The sequence below is a fragment of the Niveispirillum sp. CC-CTL257 genome (assembly GCF_059489915.1).
On the sequence record NZ_JCAJXE010000001.1, the window covers coordinates 19,513 to 37,392 of the forward strand.

General features: G+C 64.5%; 18 protein-coding genes. 9 read left to right on the plus strand and 9 right to left on the minus strand.

Translation table 11 applies throughout. The annotated features are described in order from the left end of the window. Positions 1 to 10 precede the first annotated feature (10 nt). Positions 11 to 643 (minus strand): maleylacetoacetate isomerase, encoded by a 633-nt coding sequence (maiA, locus tag ABC729_RS00105; protein WP_495605647.1) that lies wholly within the window; start codon positions 641 to 643, stop codon positions 11 to 13. A gap of 46 nt (positions 644 to 689) precedes the next feature. On the opposite strand from maiA, the gene ABC729_RS00110 reads away from it, so the two are divergent. Next, a complete protein-coding gene (locus ABC729_RS00110; protein WP_495605648.1) occupies positions 690 to 1,448 on the plus strand; it encodes an SDR family oxidoreductase in 759 nt (252 codons plus the stop codon). A 100-nt stretch (positions 1,449 to 1,548) separates the two neighbouring features. On the opposite strand, the gene ABC729_RS00115 is transcribed toward ABC729_RS00110, so the two are convergent. Then, positions 1,549 to 2,562, minus strand: a complete 1,014-nt coding sequence (locus ABC729_RS00115) for a fumarylacetoacetate hydrolase family protein (RefSeq protein WP_495605649.1) — start codon at positions 2,560 to 2,562, stop codon at positions 1,549 to 1,551. A 42-nt stretch (positions 2,563 to 2,604) separates the two neighbouring features. After that, entirely contained in the window at positions 2,605 to 3,747 is a 1,143-nt protein-coding gene (locus tag ABC729_RS00120; RefSeq protein WP_495605650.1) for a homogentisate 1,2-dioxygenase, read from the minus strand. A gap of 99 nt (positions 3,748 to 3,846) precedes the next feature. On the opposite strand from ABC729_RS00120, the gene ABC729_RS00125 reads away from it, so the two are divergent. The 7 genes from ABC729_RS00125 (at position 3,847) to ABC729_RS00155 (ending at position 9,041) form a co-directional block, all read left to right on the plus strand. Continuing rightward, positions 3,847 to 4,293 carry a MarR family winged helix-turn-helix transcriptional regulator gene (locus ABC729_RS00125; RefSeq protein ID WP_156344468.1) on the plus strand — a complete coding sequence of 149 codons (447 nt, stop codon included), beginning with the start codon at positions 3,847 to 3,849 and terminating at the stop codon, positions 4,291 to 4,293. A 153-nt stretch (positions 4,294 to 4,446) separates the two neighbouring features. Next, the gene (locus ABC729_RS00130) at positions 4,447 to 5,472 is read left to right on the plus strand and encodes an amino acid ABC transporter substrate-binding protein (RefSeq protein ID WP_495605651.1); all 1,026 of its coding nucleotides are present in this window, start codon (positions 4,447 to 4,449) and stop codon (positions 5,470 to 5,472) included. A 24-nt stretch (positions 5,473 to 5,496) separates the two neighbouring features. After that, the gene (locus tag ABC729_RS00135; RefSeq protein ID WP_495605652.1) at positions 5,497 to 6,702 is read left to right on the plus strand and encodes an amino acid ABC transporter permease; all 1,206 of its coding nucleotides are present in this window, start codon (positions 5,497 to 5,499) and stop codon (positions 6,700 to 6,702) included. A 1-nt stretch (position 6,703) separates the two neighbouring features. Beyond that, positions 6,704 to 7,798, plus strand: a complete 1,095-nt coding sequence (locus tag ABC729_RS00140; RefSeq protein ID WP_495605653.1) for an amino acid ABC transporter permease — start codon at positions 6,704 to 6,706, stop codon at positions 7,796 to 7,798. A 40-nt stretch (positions 7,799 to 7,838) separates the two neighbouring features. Continuing rightward, positions 7,839 to 8,021: a hypothetical protein gene (locus ABC729_RS00145; RefSeq protein ID WP_495605654.1), complete on the plus strand. Its 183-nt coding sequence runs from the start codon at positions 7,839 to 7,841 to the stop codon at positions 8,019 to 8,021. Then, a complete protein-coding gene (locus tag ABC729_RS00150) occupies positions 8,008 to 8,301 on the plus strand; it encodes a type II toxin-antitoxin system RelE/ParE family toxin (protein WP_495605655.1) in 294 nt (97 codons plus the stop codon). Before ABC729_RS00145 ends, ABC729_RS00150 begins: the two co-directional genes overlap by 14 nt. Beyond that, a complete protein-coding gene (locus tag ABC729_RS00155; RefSeq protein WP_495605656.1) occupies positions 8,298 to 9,041 on the plus strand; it encodes an amino acid ABC transporter ATP-binding protein in 744 nt (247 codons plus the stop codon). Before ABC729_RS00150 ends, ABC729_RS00155 begins: the two co-directional genes overlap by 4 nt. A 149-nt stretch (positions 9,042 to 9,190) precedes the next feature. On the opposite strand, the gene ABC729_RS00160 is transcribed toward ABC729_RS00155, so the two are convergent. Then, positions 9,191 to 9,616 (minus strand): NUDIX hydrolase, encoded by a 426-nt coding sequence (locus ABC729_RS00160; RefSeq protein ID WP_495605657.1) that lies wholly within the window; start codon positions 9,614 to 9,616, stop codon positions 9,191 to 9,193. 259 nt (positions 9,617 to 9,875) lie between these two features. Here ABC729_RS00160 and ABC729_RS00165 point away from each other — a divergent pair, with 259 nt between their 5' ends. After that, positions 9,876 to 10,460 carry an NAD(P)H-dependent oxidoreductase gene (locus tag ABC729_RS00165; RefSeq protein WP_495605658.1) on the plus strand — a complete coding sequence of 195 codons (585 nt, stop codon included), beginning with the start codon at positions 9,876 to 9,878 and terminating at the stop codon, positions 10,458 to 10,460. Positions 10,461 to 10,495: 35 nt separating this feature from the next. Here ABC729_RS00165 and phbB read toward each other — a convergent pair whose 3' ends face one another. The 5 genes from phbB to ABC729_RS00190 form a co-directional block, all read right to left on the minus strand. Next, positions 10,496 to 11,218, minus strand: coding sequence for an acetoacetyl-CoA reductase (phbB, locus tag ABC729_RS00170; protein WP_495605659.1), 723 nt, complete (start codon positions 11,216 to 11,218; stop codon positions 10,496 to 10,498). Positions 11,219 to 11,364: 146 nt separating this feature from the next. Continuing rightward, on the minus strand, positions 11,365 to 12,540 hold the full coding sequence (locus ABC729_RS00175; protein ID WP_495605660.1) for an acetyl-CoA C-acetyltransferase: 1,176 nt from the start codon (positions 12,538 to 12,540) through the stop codon (positions 11,365 to 11,367). A gap of 126 nt (positions 12,541 to 12,666) precedes the next feature. Then, positions 12,667 to 14,166 carry a sensor histidine kinase gene (locus ABC729_RS00180; protein ID WP_495605661.1) on the minus strand — a complete coding sequence of 500 codons (1,500 nt, stop codon included), beginning with the start codon at positions 14,164 to 14,166 and terminating at the stop codon, positions 12,667 to 12,669. A gap of 106 nt (positions 14,167 to 14,272) precedes the next feature. Continuing rightward, a complete protein-coding gene (locus ABC729_RS00185; protein ID WP_495605662.1) occupies positions 14,273 to 15,835 on the minus strand; it encodes a peptide ABC transporter substrate-binding protein in 1,563 nt (520 codons plus the stop codon). Positions 15,836 to 15,933: 98 nt separating this feature from the next. Then, entirely contained in the window at positions 15,934 to 17,850 is a 1,917-nt protein-coding gene (locus ABC729_RS00190; RefSeq protein WP_495605663.1) for an adenylate/guanylate cyclase domain-containing protein, read from the minus strand. Between the last annotated feature and the right edge of the window lie 30 nt (positions 17,851 to 17,880).

Sequence of the window (17,880 nt, forward strand, 5' to 3'; positions counted from 1 at the left end):
GGGCCTTTTATCATTCCGCATCCCCCTGCTGCCCTGGTGCCGCCCCCTGAAAGGCCGACAGCGTCTGGCAATGGGCGTCGATGGCGACCAGCTTTGGATAGGGTGTCAGGTCCACGCCAAATCGCCGGGCGTTGAACATCTGTGGCACGAGGCACAGGTCGGCGAAACTGACGGCCCCACCGATACAGAAATTCGGCCCTTCCACCGTCTGTTCCAGTGCCGCGAAACCCTCCGCCGTCCAATGCGCGATCCAGGCTTTCACGGCCTCTTCCCCCTGCCCCAGGGGGCCGCGCAGGTAAGTCAGGACACGCAGATTGTTCAGCGGATGCAGGTCCGCGACAATCGCCAGCGCCATGGACCGCGCCCTGGCCCGCGCCGCCGGATCGGCGGGCAGTAGTGGCGGTGCCGGATACCGTTCCTCCAGATATTCCAGTATGGCCAGCGATTGCGGGATCACCGCGTCGCCATCCACCAGGGTCGGTACCAGACCCTGGGGGTTGACGGCGCGGTAGGAAGGGGTCTTCTGCTGCCCGCCATCCTTCAGCAGGTGGACATAGGCCGGGTCCCAGGCGATGCCCTTCAGCGCCAGCGCGATGCGGACCCGATAGGCGGCGGAGGATCGGAAATAGGTGTGAAGCTGCATCTTCGTGGTATCACCGGCCAGGGGTTACGATGAGGGGGAGGGGGCCATGGCCCGTCCGTTGGAAGGCAAGATAGCATTGGTTACGGGGGCCTCCCGTGGCATCGGTGCGGCGATTGCCGAACGGCTGGCCCGTGACGGGGCGGATGTAGCTGTCCATTATGGATCCCACCGGCAATCGGCGGAGGAATTGGCCGACCGTTGTGGTCGGGAGTATAGCGTTCGGGCGCGGGCCTTCCAGGCGGATCTGGCCGATCTGTCGGACCGGGGCGGGGCGGTTGCCCTGTTTGCTGCCGTGTCGGCATCGCTGGGCGTGCCGCATATCCTGGTCAATAATGCCGGCACGGGCCGGTTCGCGCCAATTGCGGAGATCAACTCGCTGGAACTGGCCCAGGTGTTGGCCGTCAACGCCGCCACCCCGTTGCTGATGGCACGCGAAGCGGCACGGGCGATGAAGCCTGGCGGGCGGATCATCAATATCGGCAGCGTCATCACCGACATGCCCGTGGGCCTCCGTTCCGTCTATGCCGCGTCCAAGGGCGCTGTCCATGCCATGACCGGCGTCCTGGCGCAGGAGCTGGGGCCGCTGGGCATCAATATCAACACGGTCGCCCCCGGCGTGACCGCAACCGACCGGTTCAAAGCCGGCGACCGGTCACGGGAGGGCGAGATCACCCAACGCACCGCCCTTGGCCGCATTGGCGAACCCGAGGACATCGCCGCCATTGTTGCCTGGTTGGCCGGTCCCGACGCCGCCTGGATCACGGGGGAGGTGATCCGCGCCAGCGGCGGGTTGCGGGGTCTTTAACAAAGTTGCCTCAGTCGCCGGCGCCGCATCCGCGGCTTGGCTAACGCGGCACGTGCCGCGCGGCGGCAGTCGCCGCCGGAGCGGCTTCCGGCAAGCCGCTCTAGCCCTCGTACTTGGCGACCTCCTGATCGATGGCACCGAACACGCTGCGTCCATCCTTGTCCTTCATCTCGATCCGCACACGGTCGCCGAAGCGCAGGAAGGGCGTGCTGGGCTTGCCGTCGCGGATGGTCTCGATCGTGCGGATTTCGGCGATGCAGCTATAGCCCATGCCGCCTTCCGACACCGGGCGGCCCGGCCCGCCATCGGGGTCCTTGTTGGACACCGTGCCCGACCCGATGATGGTGCCCGCCGACAGGGGCCGCGTCTTGGCGGCATGCGCAATCAGAGTGGGAAAGTCAAAGGTCATGTCGATGCCGGCATTGGGCTTGCCGAACGGCTGCCCGTTAATGGCGGACAGCAGGGGCAGGTGCAGCTTACCGCCGTCCCAGGCATCGCCCAGGCTGTCGGGTGTGACGGCCACGGGGCTGAACGCGCTGCTGGGTTTGGACTGGAAGAAGCCGAAACCCTTGGCCAGCTCATTCGGGATCAGGCCCCGCAAGGACACGTCATTGACCAGCATGACAAGACGGATATGGGCCTTGGCCTGTTCCGGGGTGACACCCATGGGCACATCGCCGGTGATGACAGCAACCTCGCCCTCCAGATCGATGCCATAGGCCTCGTCCGCCATCAGGATCGGGTCATGGGGCGACAGGAAACTGTCGGACCCGCCCTGATACATCAAGGGATCGGTCCAGAAGCTGGGCGGCATCTCGGCGTTGCGGGCCTTCCGCACCAGTTCGACGTGGTTCACATAGGCCGATCCATCCGCCCATTGGTAGGCGCGCGGCAGGGGGCTGGCGCAATCCGCCTCATCAAACGGCTGACCCTCAATTCCGCCGGCATTCAGCTTGGTGGCGACGGCGGCCAGGGCAGGCGCCACGCTGTCCCAATGGTCCAGCGCCTGTTGCAGGGTCAGCGCGATATCCGGCACGGGTACGCAGCGTGACAGGTCATCCGACACAACAACCAGACGGCCATCACGGCCCTGCTGCTGGGAAGCGAGTTTCATGGGGGAACACTCCAGGGCGGAAATCTGTGTGATGGCAGGTGGTTACGGCTTCACGCGCCAGCTGTCGGCATAGGCCGGGTTTTCCACGCCATTGGGCAGGTCCGCCACCTCCAGCGCGTCACGGGTATCGACCATGACGGCATATTCGTCGGTGGCGGGCTTGGTCTGCACCAGCATCTTGCCCAGCGCCTTGGGATGCGGCCCGTGGGTGAAGCCCGACGGGTGGAAGGTCATCATGCCGGCCTTGATGTTATCGCGGCTGAAGAAATCGCCGGCATGGTAGAACAGCACCTCGTCATAATCGTCGTTATTGTGGAAGAACGGGATCTTGATCGCCCCTTCATCCGTCTCGAACGGGCGCGGGGCGAAGGTGCAGACAACGAACCGATTGGCGACAAAGGTGGTGTGGGCGCTGGGCGGCAGGTGGTAGCGGTGGCTCATCAGCGGCCGCACATCCTTCACATTCAGGCGCACGGGCGCCAGATCGCCCTTCCAGCCCACGGCATCCAACGGGTTGAACGGATATGTGACTGTGCTGATGGCGCCCCGCCGCTTCACCAGCACGCGCCAGGAGCCGCCCGGTCCGGTATCCGCCTGCTGATCCAGGAACGCCTCATTGATCTTCGGCGTGTCAAGGATGGCGGGATCGAACACGGCATGTGGGCCGACGATGCCACGGTCGGGCAATTGATAAATCGATCCCGTCGCCTCGATCAGCAGGGCCGTCACCGGTTTGGTGGGCGACAGGCGCCATATGGTGCCGCGCGGCAGGACAACATAGTCGCCCGCCGTCACGGTCAGGTGGCCGTAATCGCAGAACAGCTCCCCTTCACCCTCATGCACGAAGATCAGGTCGTCGCCGTCGCCATTGCGGGCCAGATGGTCCATGGGTCGGTCGCAGCGCCACATGCGCATGCGGCAATGGGCATTGAACAGCACCTCCTTCGCCCCCCACGGCCCTTCGGACATGCCTTCCACCAACTGGTTGAGGTCGAAGGCGCGGGGGCGCAGCGGGCCTTCCCAGCTGGTCCAGCCGGTGGGGGCGTTGCGATGGTACATGTGCGTGGCCGGGCCGAAGAAGCCCTCGCGGCCCAGTTCCCGCTCAAAAGTGCCGGGCGGCAGGTCGGCATGGGCTTGGCGTGACGAGGTGCCTTCGACACGGGGGAAGGAAATGTACCGGCGCATGCTGCTCTCCCGCTTGAAACCATATCGTTTCATATGAAACGAATATGCCGGATCAATGAGGGGCTTGCAAGTCCGCTTTGGGCAGGCCACCCTTGCAGGATGCTCGACCTTGACGATTTTCTGCCCTATCGCCTGAACGTCCTGGCCAAGCGTGTCAGCCGCGAGCTGGCACGCCGGTATGAGGCGCAGTTTGGCATTTCCATCCCGGAATGGCGTGTGATGGCGATTCTGGGCCGTGAACAGCCCTTGTCGTCCAATGACATCGTGGAACGGTCGGCCATGGACAAGGCCAAGGTCAGCCGGGCCGTGACCTCGCTGGTCGAAGCTGGTTTGCTGTCGCGCGATACGCACCCGTCGGATCAGCGGCTGCTGCGCCTGTCCTTTACGCCCAAGGGCCGCGCGCTTTATGAGAGAATCGCACCGCTGGCATTGGAATGGCAGCAGCGCTGGCTAAACTGCCTGGACGAGGTGGAACTGGCGCAGTTCAAGGCACTGTCGGCCAAGCTGGAAGGCCAGTTGGAGCAGTTGGCGCGTGATGTTTTGTGATCATCCTGCCTATCCTTGCGGCAGAGGCGAGAATTGTCGCGATTGTCCCCGTTACGGGGTTGTTTCACTGCGGCATTGAATGCTTAACTGCCTGACATCAAAGGGGGCGGCCGACGGACATCCCGCCCCGGTAAAACAGGGGAACCAAAGACGATGAACCTTCGCCTTGGGGGTGCGGTCGCCCTGGCCGCCGCGTATGTTGCCTTCACCGCCGTTCCGGCGCTCGCCGGCCCGACATTGGATGCGGTCAAAAGCAAGGGGCAGCTGACCTGTGGCGTGAATACCGGCCTGCCGGGCTTTTCCAGCCCCGACAGCCAGGGCAAGTGGACGGGCCTGGACGTTGATGTCTGCAAGGCCGTCGCCGCTGTTATCCTGAATGACACGGCCAAGATTCGCTACACGCCGCTGTCGGCGCAGCAGCGCCTGACCGCGCTTCAGTCGGGTGAGATCGACCTGCTGGTCCGCAACACGACCTGGTCGCTGACCCGCGATGCCCAGGGCCTCGATTTCGCCCCGCCTGTCTATTATGATGGCCAGGGTCTGATGGTTGCCAAAAGCCTGGGCGTGACCTCCGCCAAGCAGCTGGACGGTGCCACCGTCTGCGTGCAGCCGGGTACCACGACAGAGCTGAATCTCGCCGACTGGTTCCGCGCCCATAACCTGTCCTTCAAGCCTGTGGTGATCGAGGCGCTGGACGAGGTGAACGCCGCCTTTTTCGCCGGTCGCTGCGATGTGTTGACCACCGACATTTCCGGTCTGGCCGGGGTGCGCGCGTCAGTTGCCACCAAGCCCGATGATTTCATCATCCTGCCGGAAGTGATGTCGAAGGAGCCGCTGGCCCCCGTCGTCCGTCATGGCGACAACCAATGGCGCGACATTGTCAGCTGGACCATCTACGCCTTGATCGAGGCGGAGGAAAAGGGCATCACCCAGGCTAATGTCGATGCCAAGCTGAAGGACCCCGACCCCTCGGTGCAGCGCCTGCTGGGCGTGCAGGGCGACTTGGGTACCGGTCTCGGCGTGGACAAGGCCTGGGCCTATCGCGCCATCAAGGCCGTGGGCAATTATGGCGAGATTTTCGAGCGGAATATCGGCAAGAAGACGCCGCTGAAGCTGGATCGCGGCCTGAACGCGCTGTGGACCAATGGCGGGCTGATGTATGCCCCGCCGATCCGCTGACCTGACGCCCGGAACCGGACGCCGATGAGCGACAGCAACGCGACCGCGACCAAGGCCGCCGCCCCTCCGGGGCCGGCGGCCTTTCACCTGTCCATCAACAATCCCATTGTCCGTGCCATCCTGGCACAGCTTGGCGTGGCCCTGGCCGTGGCGCTTGTCGCCTGGTATCTGGTCGGCAATACGATGGACAATCTGGCGCGGCTGTCGATCGCGTCGGGCTTTGGCTTTCTGGATCGGGAGGCGGGGTTCCAGATCGGGGAGACCCTGGTCGAGTTCGGGCCGCAGGATCATTATTCCACGGCCTTTCTGGTCGGTATCCTGAACACGCTGAAAGTGTCGGGCATCGGCATCCTGCTGGCGACGCTGCTGGGCGTGGTGCTGGGTGTTGCCCGCCTGTCGTCGAACTGGTTGGTGGCGCGCATCGCCGCCTTCTATGTGGAGACGGTGCGCAATGTGCCGCTGCTGCTGCAGCTGTTCCTCTGGTACGGGCTGCTGACCGAAGGATTGCCAGGGCCGCGTCAGGCGCTGGCGCCGCTACCAGGCGTGTTCCTGTCCAATCGCGGGCTGAAGCTGCCGGCCCCGGCCGATGACCCGATCTGGGCCTGGGTTGCTGCCCTGTTCGGTCTGGGCATCATCCTGACTCTGGTCATCGCCGCCTGGAACGCCAAGCGGCAGGCGGCGACGGGCAAGCGCCTGTCGATGCTGCCCATCGGGCTGGGCCTGATCCTCGGCCTGCCGTTGCTGGTCCTGCTGGCCAGTGGTGGCGGGGCCATCGACATGCCGGTCTTGCAGGGCTTTAATTTCCGGGGCGGCATGACGCTGTCGCCGGAATTCGCGGCGCTGCTGTTCGGCCTTGTCATCTATACCGCTGCCTTCATTGGCGAGATTGTCCGCTCCGGCATCCTGGCGGTGCCCAAGGGCCAGACGGAGGCCGCGACGGCGCTGGGCCTGACGCGGGGTCAGCTGTTACGGCTTGTCGTCCTGCCGCAGGCCCTGCGCGTCATCATCCCGCCGACAACCAGCCAGTATCTGAACCTGACCAAGAACAGCTCACTGGCCGTTGCTATCGGCTATCCCGACTTCGTCTCCATCGCTAACACCACGATCAACCAGACGGGGCAAGCGGTGGAGGGCGTGTTGTCGATCATGGCGGCCTATCTGATCATCAGCCTCAGCCTGTCCTTCCTGATGAACTGGTACAACAGCCGCGTGGCGCTGGTGGAGCGGTGAGATGAGCGTGACCGAGACCACCCAAGACCGCGCCGCCCCCGTCCGCCCCAATCAGGGTCCTGTGGCCTGGGCGCGCGCCAATCTGTTTTCCACCTGGTACAACGCGCTGCTGACGCTGCTGATCGCCTATGTGCTGGCCCGTGCCATTCCGGGCATCATCGACTGGGCCCTGGTCAAGGCCAGCTGGACCGGCGATGCGGCAGCCTGCCGGGAGGCCGGGGGTGCCTGTTGGGCCTTCCTGGCGGAGAAGTGGCGCTTCATCCTGTTCGGGACCTTCCCCGATGATCAGCATTGGCGCCCGACATTGGCCATCCTGTCGATGATCGGCACCCTGGTCATCTCTGCCGACCGCCGGTTCTGGGGCCGGGCGCTGATCTATATCTGGACGGTTGGCATCGGCTTTTCGGCGCTGATGATGTTCGGTGGGGTGCTGGGCCTGGATTATGTCCCGACAGAACTCTGGGGCGGTCTGCCCCTGACGCTGGCCTTGTCCATCGTCGGGCTGGTGGCCAGTTTCCCGCTGGGCGTGCTGCTGGCGCTGGGCCGGACGTCGGACCTGCCCGTCATGCGCGGCCTGTCGGTCGTCTATATTGAACTGGTGCGCGGCGTTCCCCTGATCTCCATCCTGTTCATGGCGTCGGTCATGCTGCCGCTGTTCCTGCCGGCGGGCGTGTCCATCGACAAGGTGCTGCGTGCCCTGATCGGCATCTGCCTGTTCTCCGCCGCCTATGTGGCAGAGGTGGTGCGCGCCGGCCTGCAGGCAATCCCGAAGGGACAGGTGGAGGCGGCCAAGGCCCTGGGTCTGGGCTATTGGCAGCGCCAGCGCCTGATCATCCTGCCGCAGGCCCTGTCGCTGGTGATCCCGCCATTAGTCAATTCCTTTATTGCCAGCTTCAAGGATACCAGCCTGGTCATCGTCATCGGCCTTCTGGACCTGCTGTCCACCGCCAAGGCCGCCCTGACCGACCCGGCTTGGCGCGGCTTCTACAAGGAGGCCTACCTGTTCGTGGGCATCATCTACCTGCTATTCTGCTATGCCCTGTCCCGCTACAGCCGGCACCTGGAGACCGTCCTTGGGCAGGGGCGGCGGCGGTGATAGGCTGGAAGCCCCTTGTTCCTGGTCAGGGAGTGATGTCATGACCCAGCCTGCTGAAAAGCTGAAAGACATGGAGCGTGATGAGGCGGCCCGTCGCAGGCAGGAAAAGCTGGAGGCCTTGCGCAGGGACGTCCAGGCAGGGCGCGATAGTGGCTCCGTCGGTCACATTCCGCTTGACGAGATGCTGGCCAAGGCAAGAAGGCGGCTTAATGGCGAGTTATGAGTTTAGTGCCCTCGCGGAGGGGGATGCACTGGACATCTGGTGTCATATTGCGGCTGACCGCCCTCTTGCTGCCGACCGGATGCTGTCCCGTATCCATCAGGCGGCAGCCCGTTGTGCCGCCTTTCCTGGATTGGGACGCAAGCGGCTGGAACTGAGCGATGACGCCCGTGTCTTGCCTGTCGATTCCTATCTGCTGATTTATCACACTGTCCCTACCGGGATCATCATCGACCGTATCCTCCACGCCGCGCGCGATATCGACACGGAGTTTTCTGAATGACCACCGAAGCCATCATCGAACTGCGCGGCGTCAATAAATGGTACGGCGCCTTCCATGTGCTGCGCGATGTGAACCTTTCCGTGAAGAAGGGGGAGCGGATTGTCATCTGTGGGCCGTCGGGTTCCGGCAAATCGACCACCATCCGCTGCATCAACCGGCTGGAGGAACATCAGGCCGGCGACATCATCGTCAAGGGCGTGCCGCTGGATGATGATGTCCGGCATGTCGAGAGCATCCGCCGCGACGTCGGCATGGTGTTCCAGCAGTTCAACCTGTTCCCGCACCTGACGGTTCTGGAGAACTGCATCCTGGCCCCGATGTGGGTGAAGAAGATGCCGCGCGCCGAGGCGGAGGCCAAGGCGCGGCAACTGCTGGAGCGGGTGCGCATCCCCGATCAGGCGATGAAATATCCGGGCCAACTGTCAGGCGGGCAGCAGCAGCGCGTGGCCATCGCCCGCGCGCTCTGCATGGACCCGTCCATCATGCTGTTCGATGAACCGACCAGCGCGCTTGACCCCGAAATGGTCAAGGAAGTGCTGGACGTGATGAGCGATCTGGCCGCGTCCGGCATGACCATGCTGGTCGTGACCCACGAGATGGGCTTCGCCCGCCGCATGGCCGACCGCGTGGTCTTCATGGACAAGGGCGAGATCGTGGAAGTGGCCCCGCCGGACCAGTTCTTCGATGCCCCCCAGAATGACCGCACCAAGGCCTTCCTGGGTCAGGTGCTGAGCCATTGAGGATCTGGGACTGATTTTTCAGAACATGTGAAACATCGTGCAACAGAAAATACAGGTGCGTTGCACGGTTTCTCAGAATGGAAAGGGTCCAGGCACATCTATCCAGGATGTGCCTTGATCCTATAACCGGGCGCAACCGTCAGCAAGAGTTAGCGGCGGGCGAAGGCGGTGCGCAGCACCTGCCTCAGCGGCTCCCACGCCACCAGCGCCTCGCACGCCACCAGATCGGCCCAGCGCGCATCCAGCGCATCATCGCCGGGAACGGGGTCACCGGCGATCCAGTCCGCCTCCACATCCACGATGGTATAGTGGAAGGCAAGGCGGCCATCGGCGTCATGGACGATATTATCGACGGCCGTCAGCACCGAGCGTGCCTGCGCCGTGACGCCGGTCTCCTCCATCACTTCCCGTTCCGCCGCCGCAAACAAGGTCTCCCCCAGTTCCTGCGACCCGCCGGGCAGGGACCATTCACCATATCCGGGCGGCTTACCCCGCCGGATCAACAGCACCTGCCCGTCTTTCCAGACCAGACAGCCGACGCCGACACGGGGATGGGTGGGAGGGGGCGGAGACATCTGTGTTTCCTGAAATGGGATGTTCTGGCGAACAACCATTGGGTCATTACCAGTCACAGTGACAGGTACTCAATGCCCTTCCCTGCATTGATTTCCATGGTCAAGGTGCAATCTGCCATCCTGATTGCCCGCCTTTGCGGCCAGGGCCTTGTGATCCGAAAATAAAGGAGGATGGGGCGTAAAGCTTGACCCGCATCAAGGCGCGGGACGCAGGACCCTTCTATACTGATGCTGGATGCACGATGGAGGGGATTGCGGCATGGCGACCATCACGCTGATCCAGGGCCATCCCGATGCGGGCAATGGTCATTTGCTGGATGATCTGGCCGACGCCTATCTGGATGGTGCGGCGGCAGGCGGACATACGGCAGAAATGCTGCGCCTGAACGCGCTGGACTTTCCCTTGATCCGGTCAAAGCAGGATTGGGAGGAAGGGCCGATCCCGCCCGATATTCAGGCGGCGCAGGCGGCCATCCTGTCGGCGGATCATCTGGTTTTCCTGTTCCCGCTTTGGCTGGGTGACGTGCCCGCCCTGATGAAGGCCTTTCTGGAACAGGTGGCGCGTCCCGCCTTCCTGCTGGAGGAACCGGCCAAGGGCTTTTCCAGTCCCCGCCGGCTGGCCGGGCGCAGCACACGCAGCATCGTCACCATGGGGATGCCCGCCCTGCTGTATCGCCTGTATTTCCTGTCGCACGGGGTGCGCAGCTTCAAGCGCAACGTACTGGGGTTCGCCGGTTTGGGACCGAATGCCGATACATTGATAGGCATGGTGGAGAATATGCCGGCGGAACGGCGCGATCGGCTGCTGCAACGGATGGAGGGTCTGGGTAGGGCCGGAGAGTAGGGTGGGCGCCGTTGCCAGCGCCCACCCCGCACACCTCAATACATGTGCTGGCCGCCATTGATGGACAGGGTCGAGCCGGTGATGAAGCCGCCTTCGTCCGCCACCAGGAACAGCACGCCACGGGCGATTTCTGAGGCTTGGCCCAGACGCCCCACCGGCACCTTGGCGACGATCTTTTTCAGAACGTCGGCAGGCACGGCGCGGACCATGTCGGTGTCGATATAGCCCGGCGCGATGGCGTTCACGGTGATGCCCTTGGCGGCCCCTTCCTGGGCCAGGGCCTTGGTGAAGCCATGGATGCCCGACTTGGCGGCGGCGTAGTTCACCTGACCATACTGACCGGCCTGACCATTGATCGAACCGATATTGACGATACGGCCAAAGTTCCGCTCACGCATGCCGTCGATCACGGCGCGGCAGGTGTTGAAGCAGCTGGTCAGGTTCGTCTGGATGACGGCGTTCCACTGTTCAAACGTCATGCGGTGCATGGTGCCGTCGCGGGTGATGCCGGCATTGTTGACCAGCACCTCGACAGGGCCCAGATCAGCCTCAATCTGCGCGACAGAGGCCTTCACAGCCTCGAAGTCCGACACGTCGAACTTATAGGCCTTGATGCCCGTGCGTTCGGTGAATTCGGCGGCGGCGGCGTCATTGCCGGCGTAATTCGCGGCGACGATATAGCCGGCATCCTTCAGCGCGACGGAAATCGCCTCGCCAATGCCGCGCGTACCACCCGTCACCAATGCCACTCGTGCCATTTGTTTCCCCCGTTGTTGTGGCCTTCTGGCCTGCTGTAAATCACTGAACCTTAATACCGGCGGCGAGTTGCCGCCTTGATGTGCCTCAGGGGTCCGAACCCTGAAAGCGAACGGGGGTGCCTTTGGCACCCCCGCTTAGACTGTCATCAGTCGCGTTCGACGCACAGCGCCACGCCCATGCCGCCGCCGATGCACAAGGTCGCCAGACCCTTCTTGGCGTCGCGGCGCACCATTTCATGCAGCAGCGTCACCAGAACGCGGGCACCCGACGCGCCGATCGGATGGCCCAGCGCGATGGCGCCGCCATTGACATTGACCTTGGAGGTGTCAAAGCCCAGGTCGCGGTTCACGGCGATGGCCTGCGCCGCGAAGGCCTCGTTCGCTTCGATCAGGTCCAGCTGGTCGATGGACCAGCCGGCCTTGCGCAGCGCCTCGCGGCTGGCGGGGATGGGGCCGGTGCCCATGATGGTGGGATCAACACCGGCCGTGGCCCAGGACGCGATGCGGGCCAGCGGGGCCACGCCACGCTTGGCGGCATTGTCGGCGCGCATCAGGACCAGGGCGGCGGCACCGTCATTGATGCCGGACGCATTGCCGGCGGTGACGCTGCCCGTCTTGGAGAAGGCGGGGCGCAGCTTGGCCAGCGTGTCGATGGTCGTGCCATGCTTGGGATATTCGTCGGTATCGACGATGACATCGCCCTTGCGGCCCGCCACCGTCACGGCGGCGATCTCATCCTTGAAGCGGCCTTCCTTCTGGGCGGCCTCGGCCTTGTTCTGCGAAGCAGCGGCGAAGGCGTCCTGTTCCTCACGGGTGATGCCGTACTTGGCGGCCACGTTTTCCGCCGTCTGGCCCATGTGATAATTGTTGAAGGCGTCCCACAGGCCGTCCTTGATCATGGTGTCGACCATGGACGTGTCGCCCATCTTGGTGCCGCCACGCATATACATGGCATGCGGCGACAGGCTCATGCTTTCCTGACCGCCGGCCACCACGATGTCGGTATCGCCCAGCAGCAGCGACTGATAGCCCAGCGCCACTGCGCGCAGGCCGGAGCCGCAAATCTGGTTGATGGCATAGGCGGTACGGCCCGCCGGGATGCCGGCGGCGATGGCGGCCTGACGGGCCGGGTTCTGCCCCAGGGCGGCGGTCAGCACGTGACCCAGAACCACCTCATTCACTTCCGCCGCGTCGGTCTTGGCGCGTTCCAGGGCGGCGCGGATGGCCACTTCGCCCAGCTTGTGCGCGGGCACAGACCCGAGCGCGCCATTGAACGCGCCAATCGGGGTGCGGGCAGCACCGGCAATTACCACTTCGACCATGGTTCCTCTCCTCACACGTGCGGGGTCCGGATCCGGCCCCTGCTTGTCGCCATCACGCCGGAAGCTTAGGCGGAAGCGCACCGGTGGCGCAAGCCAAGGGTCCGCGACAGCCCTGTTCCTGTCGCATTATTGCACTGCAACATGGTCGGTGGACAGGTCGTCCAGGCCCGATTCCGGGGGCATTCCAGGGCTGATCCGGGGGAAGGTCAGGGTGAACAGGGCCCCGCCCTGGGGGGCGGCCCCGACCCGCACCGTACCGCCCATGCGCACCGTGACGATATTATACAGAAGATGCAGACCGAGGCCGGACCCGCCCGTGCCCCGCCTTGTCGTGAAGAAGGGTTCGAAGATGCGGGGCCACAGGTCCGGCGCGATGCCCTTGCCATCATCGCTATAGGCCAGTTCGACGCGGTCGCCATCCAGCACGCGCGCCGCCACCCGCAGGGTTCCGCCGCGCCGGTCGTCGGGATAGGCGTGCATGATGGAATTGATCACCAGATTGGTGATGACCTGGGCCATGGCACCGGGGTGACCATCCATCTCAATCCCATCGGGGACGGCCATTTCCACCTTATGCCCGGCATGGCGGATACGGGGCGACAGGCTGGCCAGCACCTCCCCCACATAGGCGCGCAGATCATAGGGACGGCGGGCATCAGAGGATTGATCCACCGCCACTTCCTTGAAGGATTGGATCAGTTCGGCGGCGCGCGTCGCGTTCTTTTCGATCAGGGTCGCCAGTTCATCCACCAGTTTCAGATATTCATCAAAGGTGGATCGGCGCAGCTGTCCCTGTGCCGCCAATGCCAGGATGCTGGCGGTTTCGGCGCGCAGCTGTGACGCGCCGGTGACGGCCAGACCCACGGGCGTGTTCACCTCATGCGCGACGCCCGCTACCATGGAACCCAGGCTGGCCATCTTTTCCTGCAGGATCATCTGGGCCTGGGCGTCACGCAGGTCCCCCAGGGTCTTTTCAGCCCGCCGCCGCCCCTCAATGGCGGCATCGCGGGCCTGGGCCAGCATGCGCCGCGTCTTGGTGCGGGCCGATTGCGAGGACAGGTTGGCCAGGACCAGCAGCAGCAATGCCGTCAGCAGGAAGGCGAATCGGCTGTGGATGTCCCCCGGCCCCTCGCCACTGTAAAGCTGCCAGGCATAGGTGCCGCAGATGACGGTCAGGAAGCCCGTGAAGAAATAGAGGATGGCGCGGTTGCCGCCGAAATTGCCCGTGGTAGCGAGCGCCGTCAGGAACAGCGGCACCAGAGGAGAGGCTATGCCGTCCGTATAATGCAGCAGGATGGCGATCAGGCTGAGACCCGCCAGATTATTGGCGATGGTGATCTCATGAAACCGGCCCGTCAGGCGCACCAGCACCAGATTGCCGCCCACCAGCAGCGCATAGACCGCCCAGGCCAGGCTGACCGGATCGAACGGCCCCTCATTCACCGCCCAGACGGTATAGAGCACCAGGATGCCCGTCAGGATCAGCAGCGTGACGCGGATGAAGGCGCGGGCGCGCAACACGGCCTTTTCATCAAAACCACGCTCGCGCATGGGCGCGGGGAGGAACAGGTCCGTCACCGTGCGCAAGGCCCTTGCCGGCCATAACCGCCAGCTGTCAGCGCCCATGCGCCCACCCTCCGACCGTCGGTTCACCCCGACGGAAGGCTGGCGGAATTCCGACAAAAGCTCAATGGCTTAAGCGTTGCTGCGTCAGAAATTCATGCAACCGCGATTATTGCGGTGCCAGATGGCGCACGGGATGGCTGTCGCGCAGATTATCAACCCAGCCCGCCACGCGGGGGGAGACCAGATGCCGGCTGGTGGCGAAGGTCACGGGCATCAGCGCGGCATCGGCCAGCAACAAGCCTTCCGCCCCGCGCAGGGCGTGGGCGAAGTCGGCCCGGCTGACGGCGCGGTCGGCCGCCGCCATCGCGGCGTCGAAGGCCGGGTTTTGGTAGCCGTTGCCATTGCGCTGTTCCCGGCTGCGCATGATTTCCAGATATTTTTCGGGGAAGACCCAGAACCATTCACGCAGCATCAGGTCCGGGTAGGAACCGTCGCGCATGCGACCCAGCACCACCTTGGATTCCTGATTCTCCAGGATCGTCTTCACGCCCAGCACCGATTGCCAGCGCGCCGCGATGGCGACCGCCATCTGCTTGTTGGCTTCCTTGGTGGGGTACAGGAGATTGACGGTCAGCGGCCGGTCGGGGCCGTAGCCCGCCTCCTGAAACAGCTGTCGGGCCAGGGCGTCGCGCGCAGCTTGCGTCCAGGTGGCCTGGGCGGGCAGGGCGGGTTCATAGTCGGGCAGGCCGGGCGGCACAAAGGTGAAGGCGGGTTCCCCGTCACGTAGGATGCGGCGCGCGATCCCTTCCCGGTCGATGGTCAGCGACAGGGCCAGACGCAGGGCGCGGTTCGATTTCCACGGCTCGCGGCGCAGGTTTGGCGCAATGAAATTGAGGCCGGCGCGCGGGGCCAGACGCAGCTCGGCGGGCAGATTCTCCCGCACCCAGTCGATCTGGCTGGGTGGCACCGTCTCCGTCACATCCAGTTCGCCGGCGCGGAAGCGGCGCAGTTCGGCTTGGCTGTCCTCAGTCGCGTAGAACCGGACGCTGTCATAGGCGACGCTGGATGCGCCGTGGAAATGCGGGTTGCGGGCGACCGTTACATGCGATTGCGGCACCTGCTCGACCAGCATATAGGCCCCGTTGGAGACCAGATTGCCGGCCCGCGTGAAGCCGTCGCCATGCCTTTCCACGCTGGGCCGATGCACGGGATATGTCGCGCGGTGATAGAGGTAGTCGGTGAAATTCGGCTTGGGTGCCTTCAGCCGCACCTGAAACGTCCGGTCATCGAGGGCGGCCACACCCAGCTGTTCGGGCGGCAGCTTTCCCGCCGCGATCTCCTCCGCATTCAACACGGGATAAAGGAAATCGGCGAAAAGCGGGCGGGTGGCCGGGTCCACGGCACGCCGCCAGGACCAGACAAAATCGCCGGCTGTCACTTGCGTGCCGTCGGACCAGCTTCCATCGGCGCGCAGGGTGAAGGTGTAGGTCAGGCCATCCTCGCTGACGCTCCACCGTTCCGCCGCCCCCGGCACCATGCGGCCCGCCGCATCGGGGGTCAGCAGGCCTTCGAACAGGGAGGTCAGGATACGGCTGTCGCCGGCACCCACGGCCCGGTGCGGGTCCAGGCTTTCGCTGTCGGGACCATTGCCGATGCGCAGCACAGTCTGCGCCGCGACGGGCAGGGCGCAGAACAGGCAGATCAGCAAAGGCAGAAGGCGGCGCAGCATCGACAGCCCCTGGTCCACACTGGACAACGGTACGGGAAACCGGCGGGCAGAGTGGCGCTTATGGGCCGCGATGTCGAGTGTGCGCTGCGGTGAAAGATTTATGACGGTACGATCAGACGCCAGACATCGACCAGCGCCACCCGCCCACGCAGGGAGAAGGCACCGATGGGGGCCAGCGGCATGTCGATGGTGCAATTGCCGGCGGCGCGGACGGTATCGTCGCTGACCAGCACGACATAGCATTCATCGCCCATCATTTCGCCGCCCAGCGCTTCCAGGCGGGCGGCCGTGTTCACGGTGTCGCCGACGATGGTGTAGTTGATGCGCGTGGCCGCACCGATATTGCCGACGATCACCGGACCGGAATGCACGCCGACGCGCAGGCAGACGGGGGGACGTCCGGCGGCGCGGGCTTCTGCCGCCTCTTCCTCCACCACGCTGGCGATGGCGTGCGCGGCGCGCAACGCGCGGGCGGCGTGGTCGGGCTGTTCGTCGGGGGCACCCCAGAAGGCCATGACGGCATCGCCGATGAACTTGTCCACGGTCCCGCCCTCCGCCTCGATACAGGCGGCGATGCGGGTGAAATGCCGGTTCAGCCAGTCAGCCGTATCCTGCGGGGACATCTTTTCCGCCATGGCGGAGAAACCCTTGATGTCGGTGAACAGGACCGTCACCTCCCGTTCTTCCGACGGGATTTCGGATTGCGCACCGTCGCGGCGGATCAGGCGCAGGACCAGCGATTTCGGCACATAGGTCTCAAACCAGCGCAGGCCGCTGATCATGGCGTTGAAGGCGGCGGCGGCGTCCGCCACCTCCCGGAACCGGCTGTCGGGTAGGCGCGGCACATTCTGGAAATCCAGGTCGCGCAGGGCAACGGCGGCCCCGGACAGCAGGCGGATGCGCCGGCTGATCATCTTGCCCACGATCATGGCGGCCAGGACTGACCCGATCAGGATGCTGAACCCGACAATCAGCAGATGCTGGAACCGCTCGATCTCACGATCCACATCCTCTTCCCGCATCACCGCGACCAGGGTGAAGGGATGTTCGCCATAATCGGAGATGGATCGCAGCAGGTAGAAATAGGAAATGCCATCCACCTCCGCCTGCCGGAACTGCACATCGCTGCGCCGTTCATGCACGCGGGTGTCGACCTTCTTGCCCTCGTTCCATTTTGCAAGCTTGGTCCCCACCCCGTCCGGCCCGATCACGGACCAGATGGCAGCGGCGACGGGATCGCCTACTTCCTCCAGGGTCGGCAAAGGCGGGCGACCCGTGACCTTGGAGAAATCGAACTTGCGTTCCGCCAGCGCCGGGTGGGCCAGGACGTAATGGTTGTCGAACAGGATGAAGGCCGAAATATTGTTATCCATGCCCTTGTCGGCGTCGCGCAGGAAACGTGACAGGCCGTTGAAGCCCACGACGGAGGCGACGGCACCCAGGAACTGTCCGTCCTTGCGCAGCGGCCCCTGCACCGGCATCACGGTGGTCGCGATCTCGTCGGCCCAGATCGGGTCCAGCCAATGCGGCGCCCCGGTCTTCAGGACGTCGGCCAGGATCTCCGCCGCGTCCGCCGGCTTGTCCATGGAAAAGGCCGACTCGGTATTCACCATACGGGTGGCACCCAGCAGACGCCCATCCGCCGCGCGCAGCACGCCGATCCCCGCCACCTGTGGCGTCGCGGCCAGCGCGCCGCGCGTCAGGGTTTCGATCCGGTCCTGATCCTGGATCGACACCTCGCCCATCGACAGCAGGCTGGTCAGATATTCCACCTGATTGCGGGCGGGGTCCAGCTGTGCCCGGACCCGCGCCTCCACCATGTTCATCGCCAACTCGGCCTTGTCGGCCAGCAGGTTATAGGTGTTGCGGCCTGATGTCTGCACGCCCAGCCAGAAGACGCTGGCCACCGCCACCAGCATCAGCCCGCCGAACCCCAGCGTCAGGACAAGGGTGATGGGCAAACGCCAGCGGCCCTTATGCGCTGTCGTTTCTTCACATCGGGGCAGGGTCAGCATGGTCTTCATGGGCGCGGACGGTACAGGAGA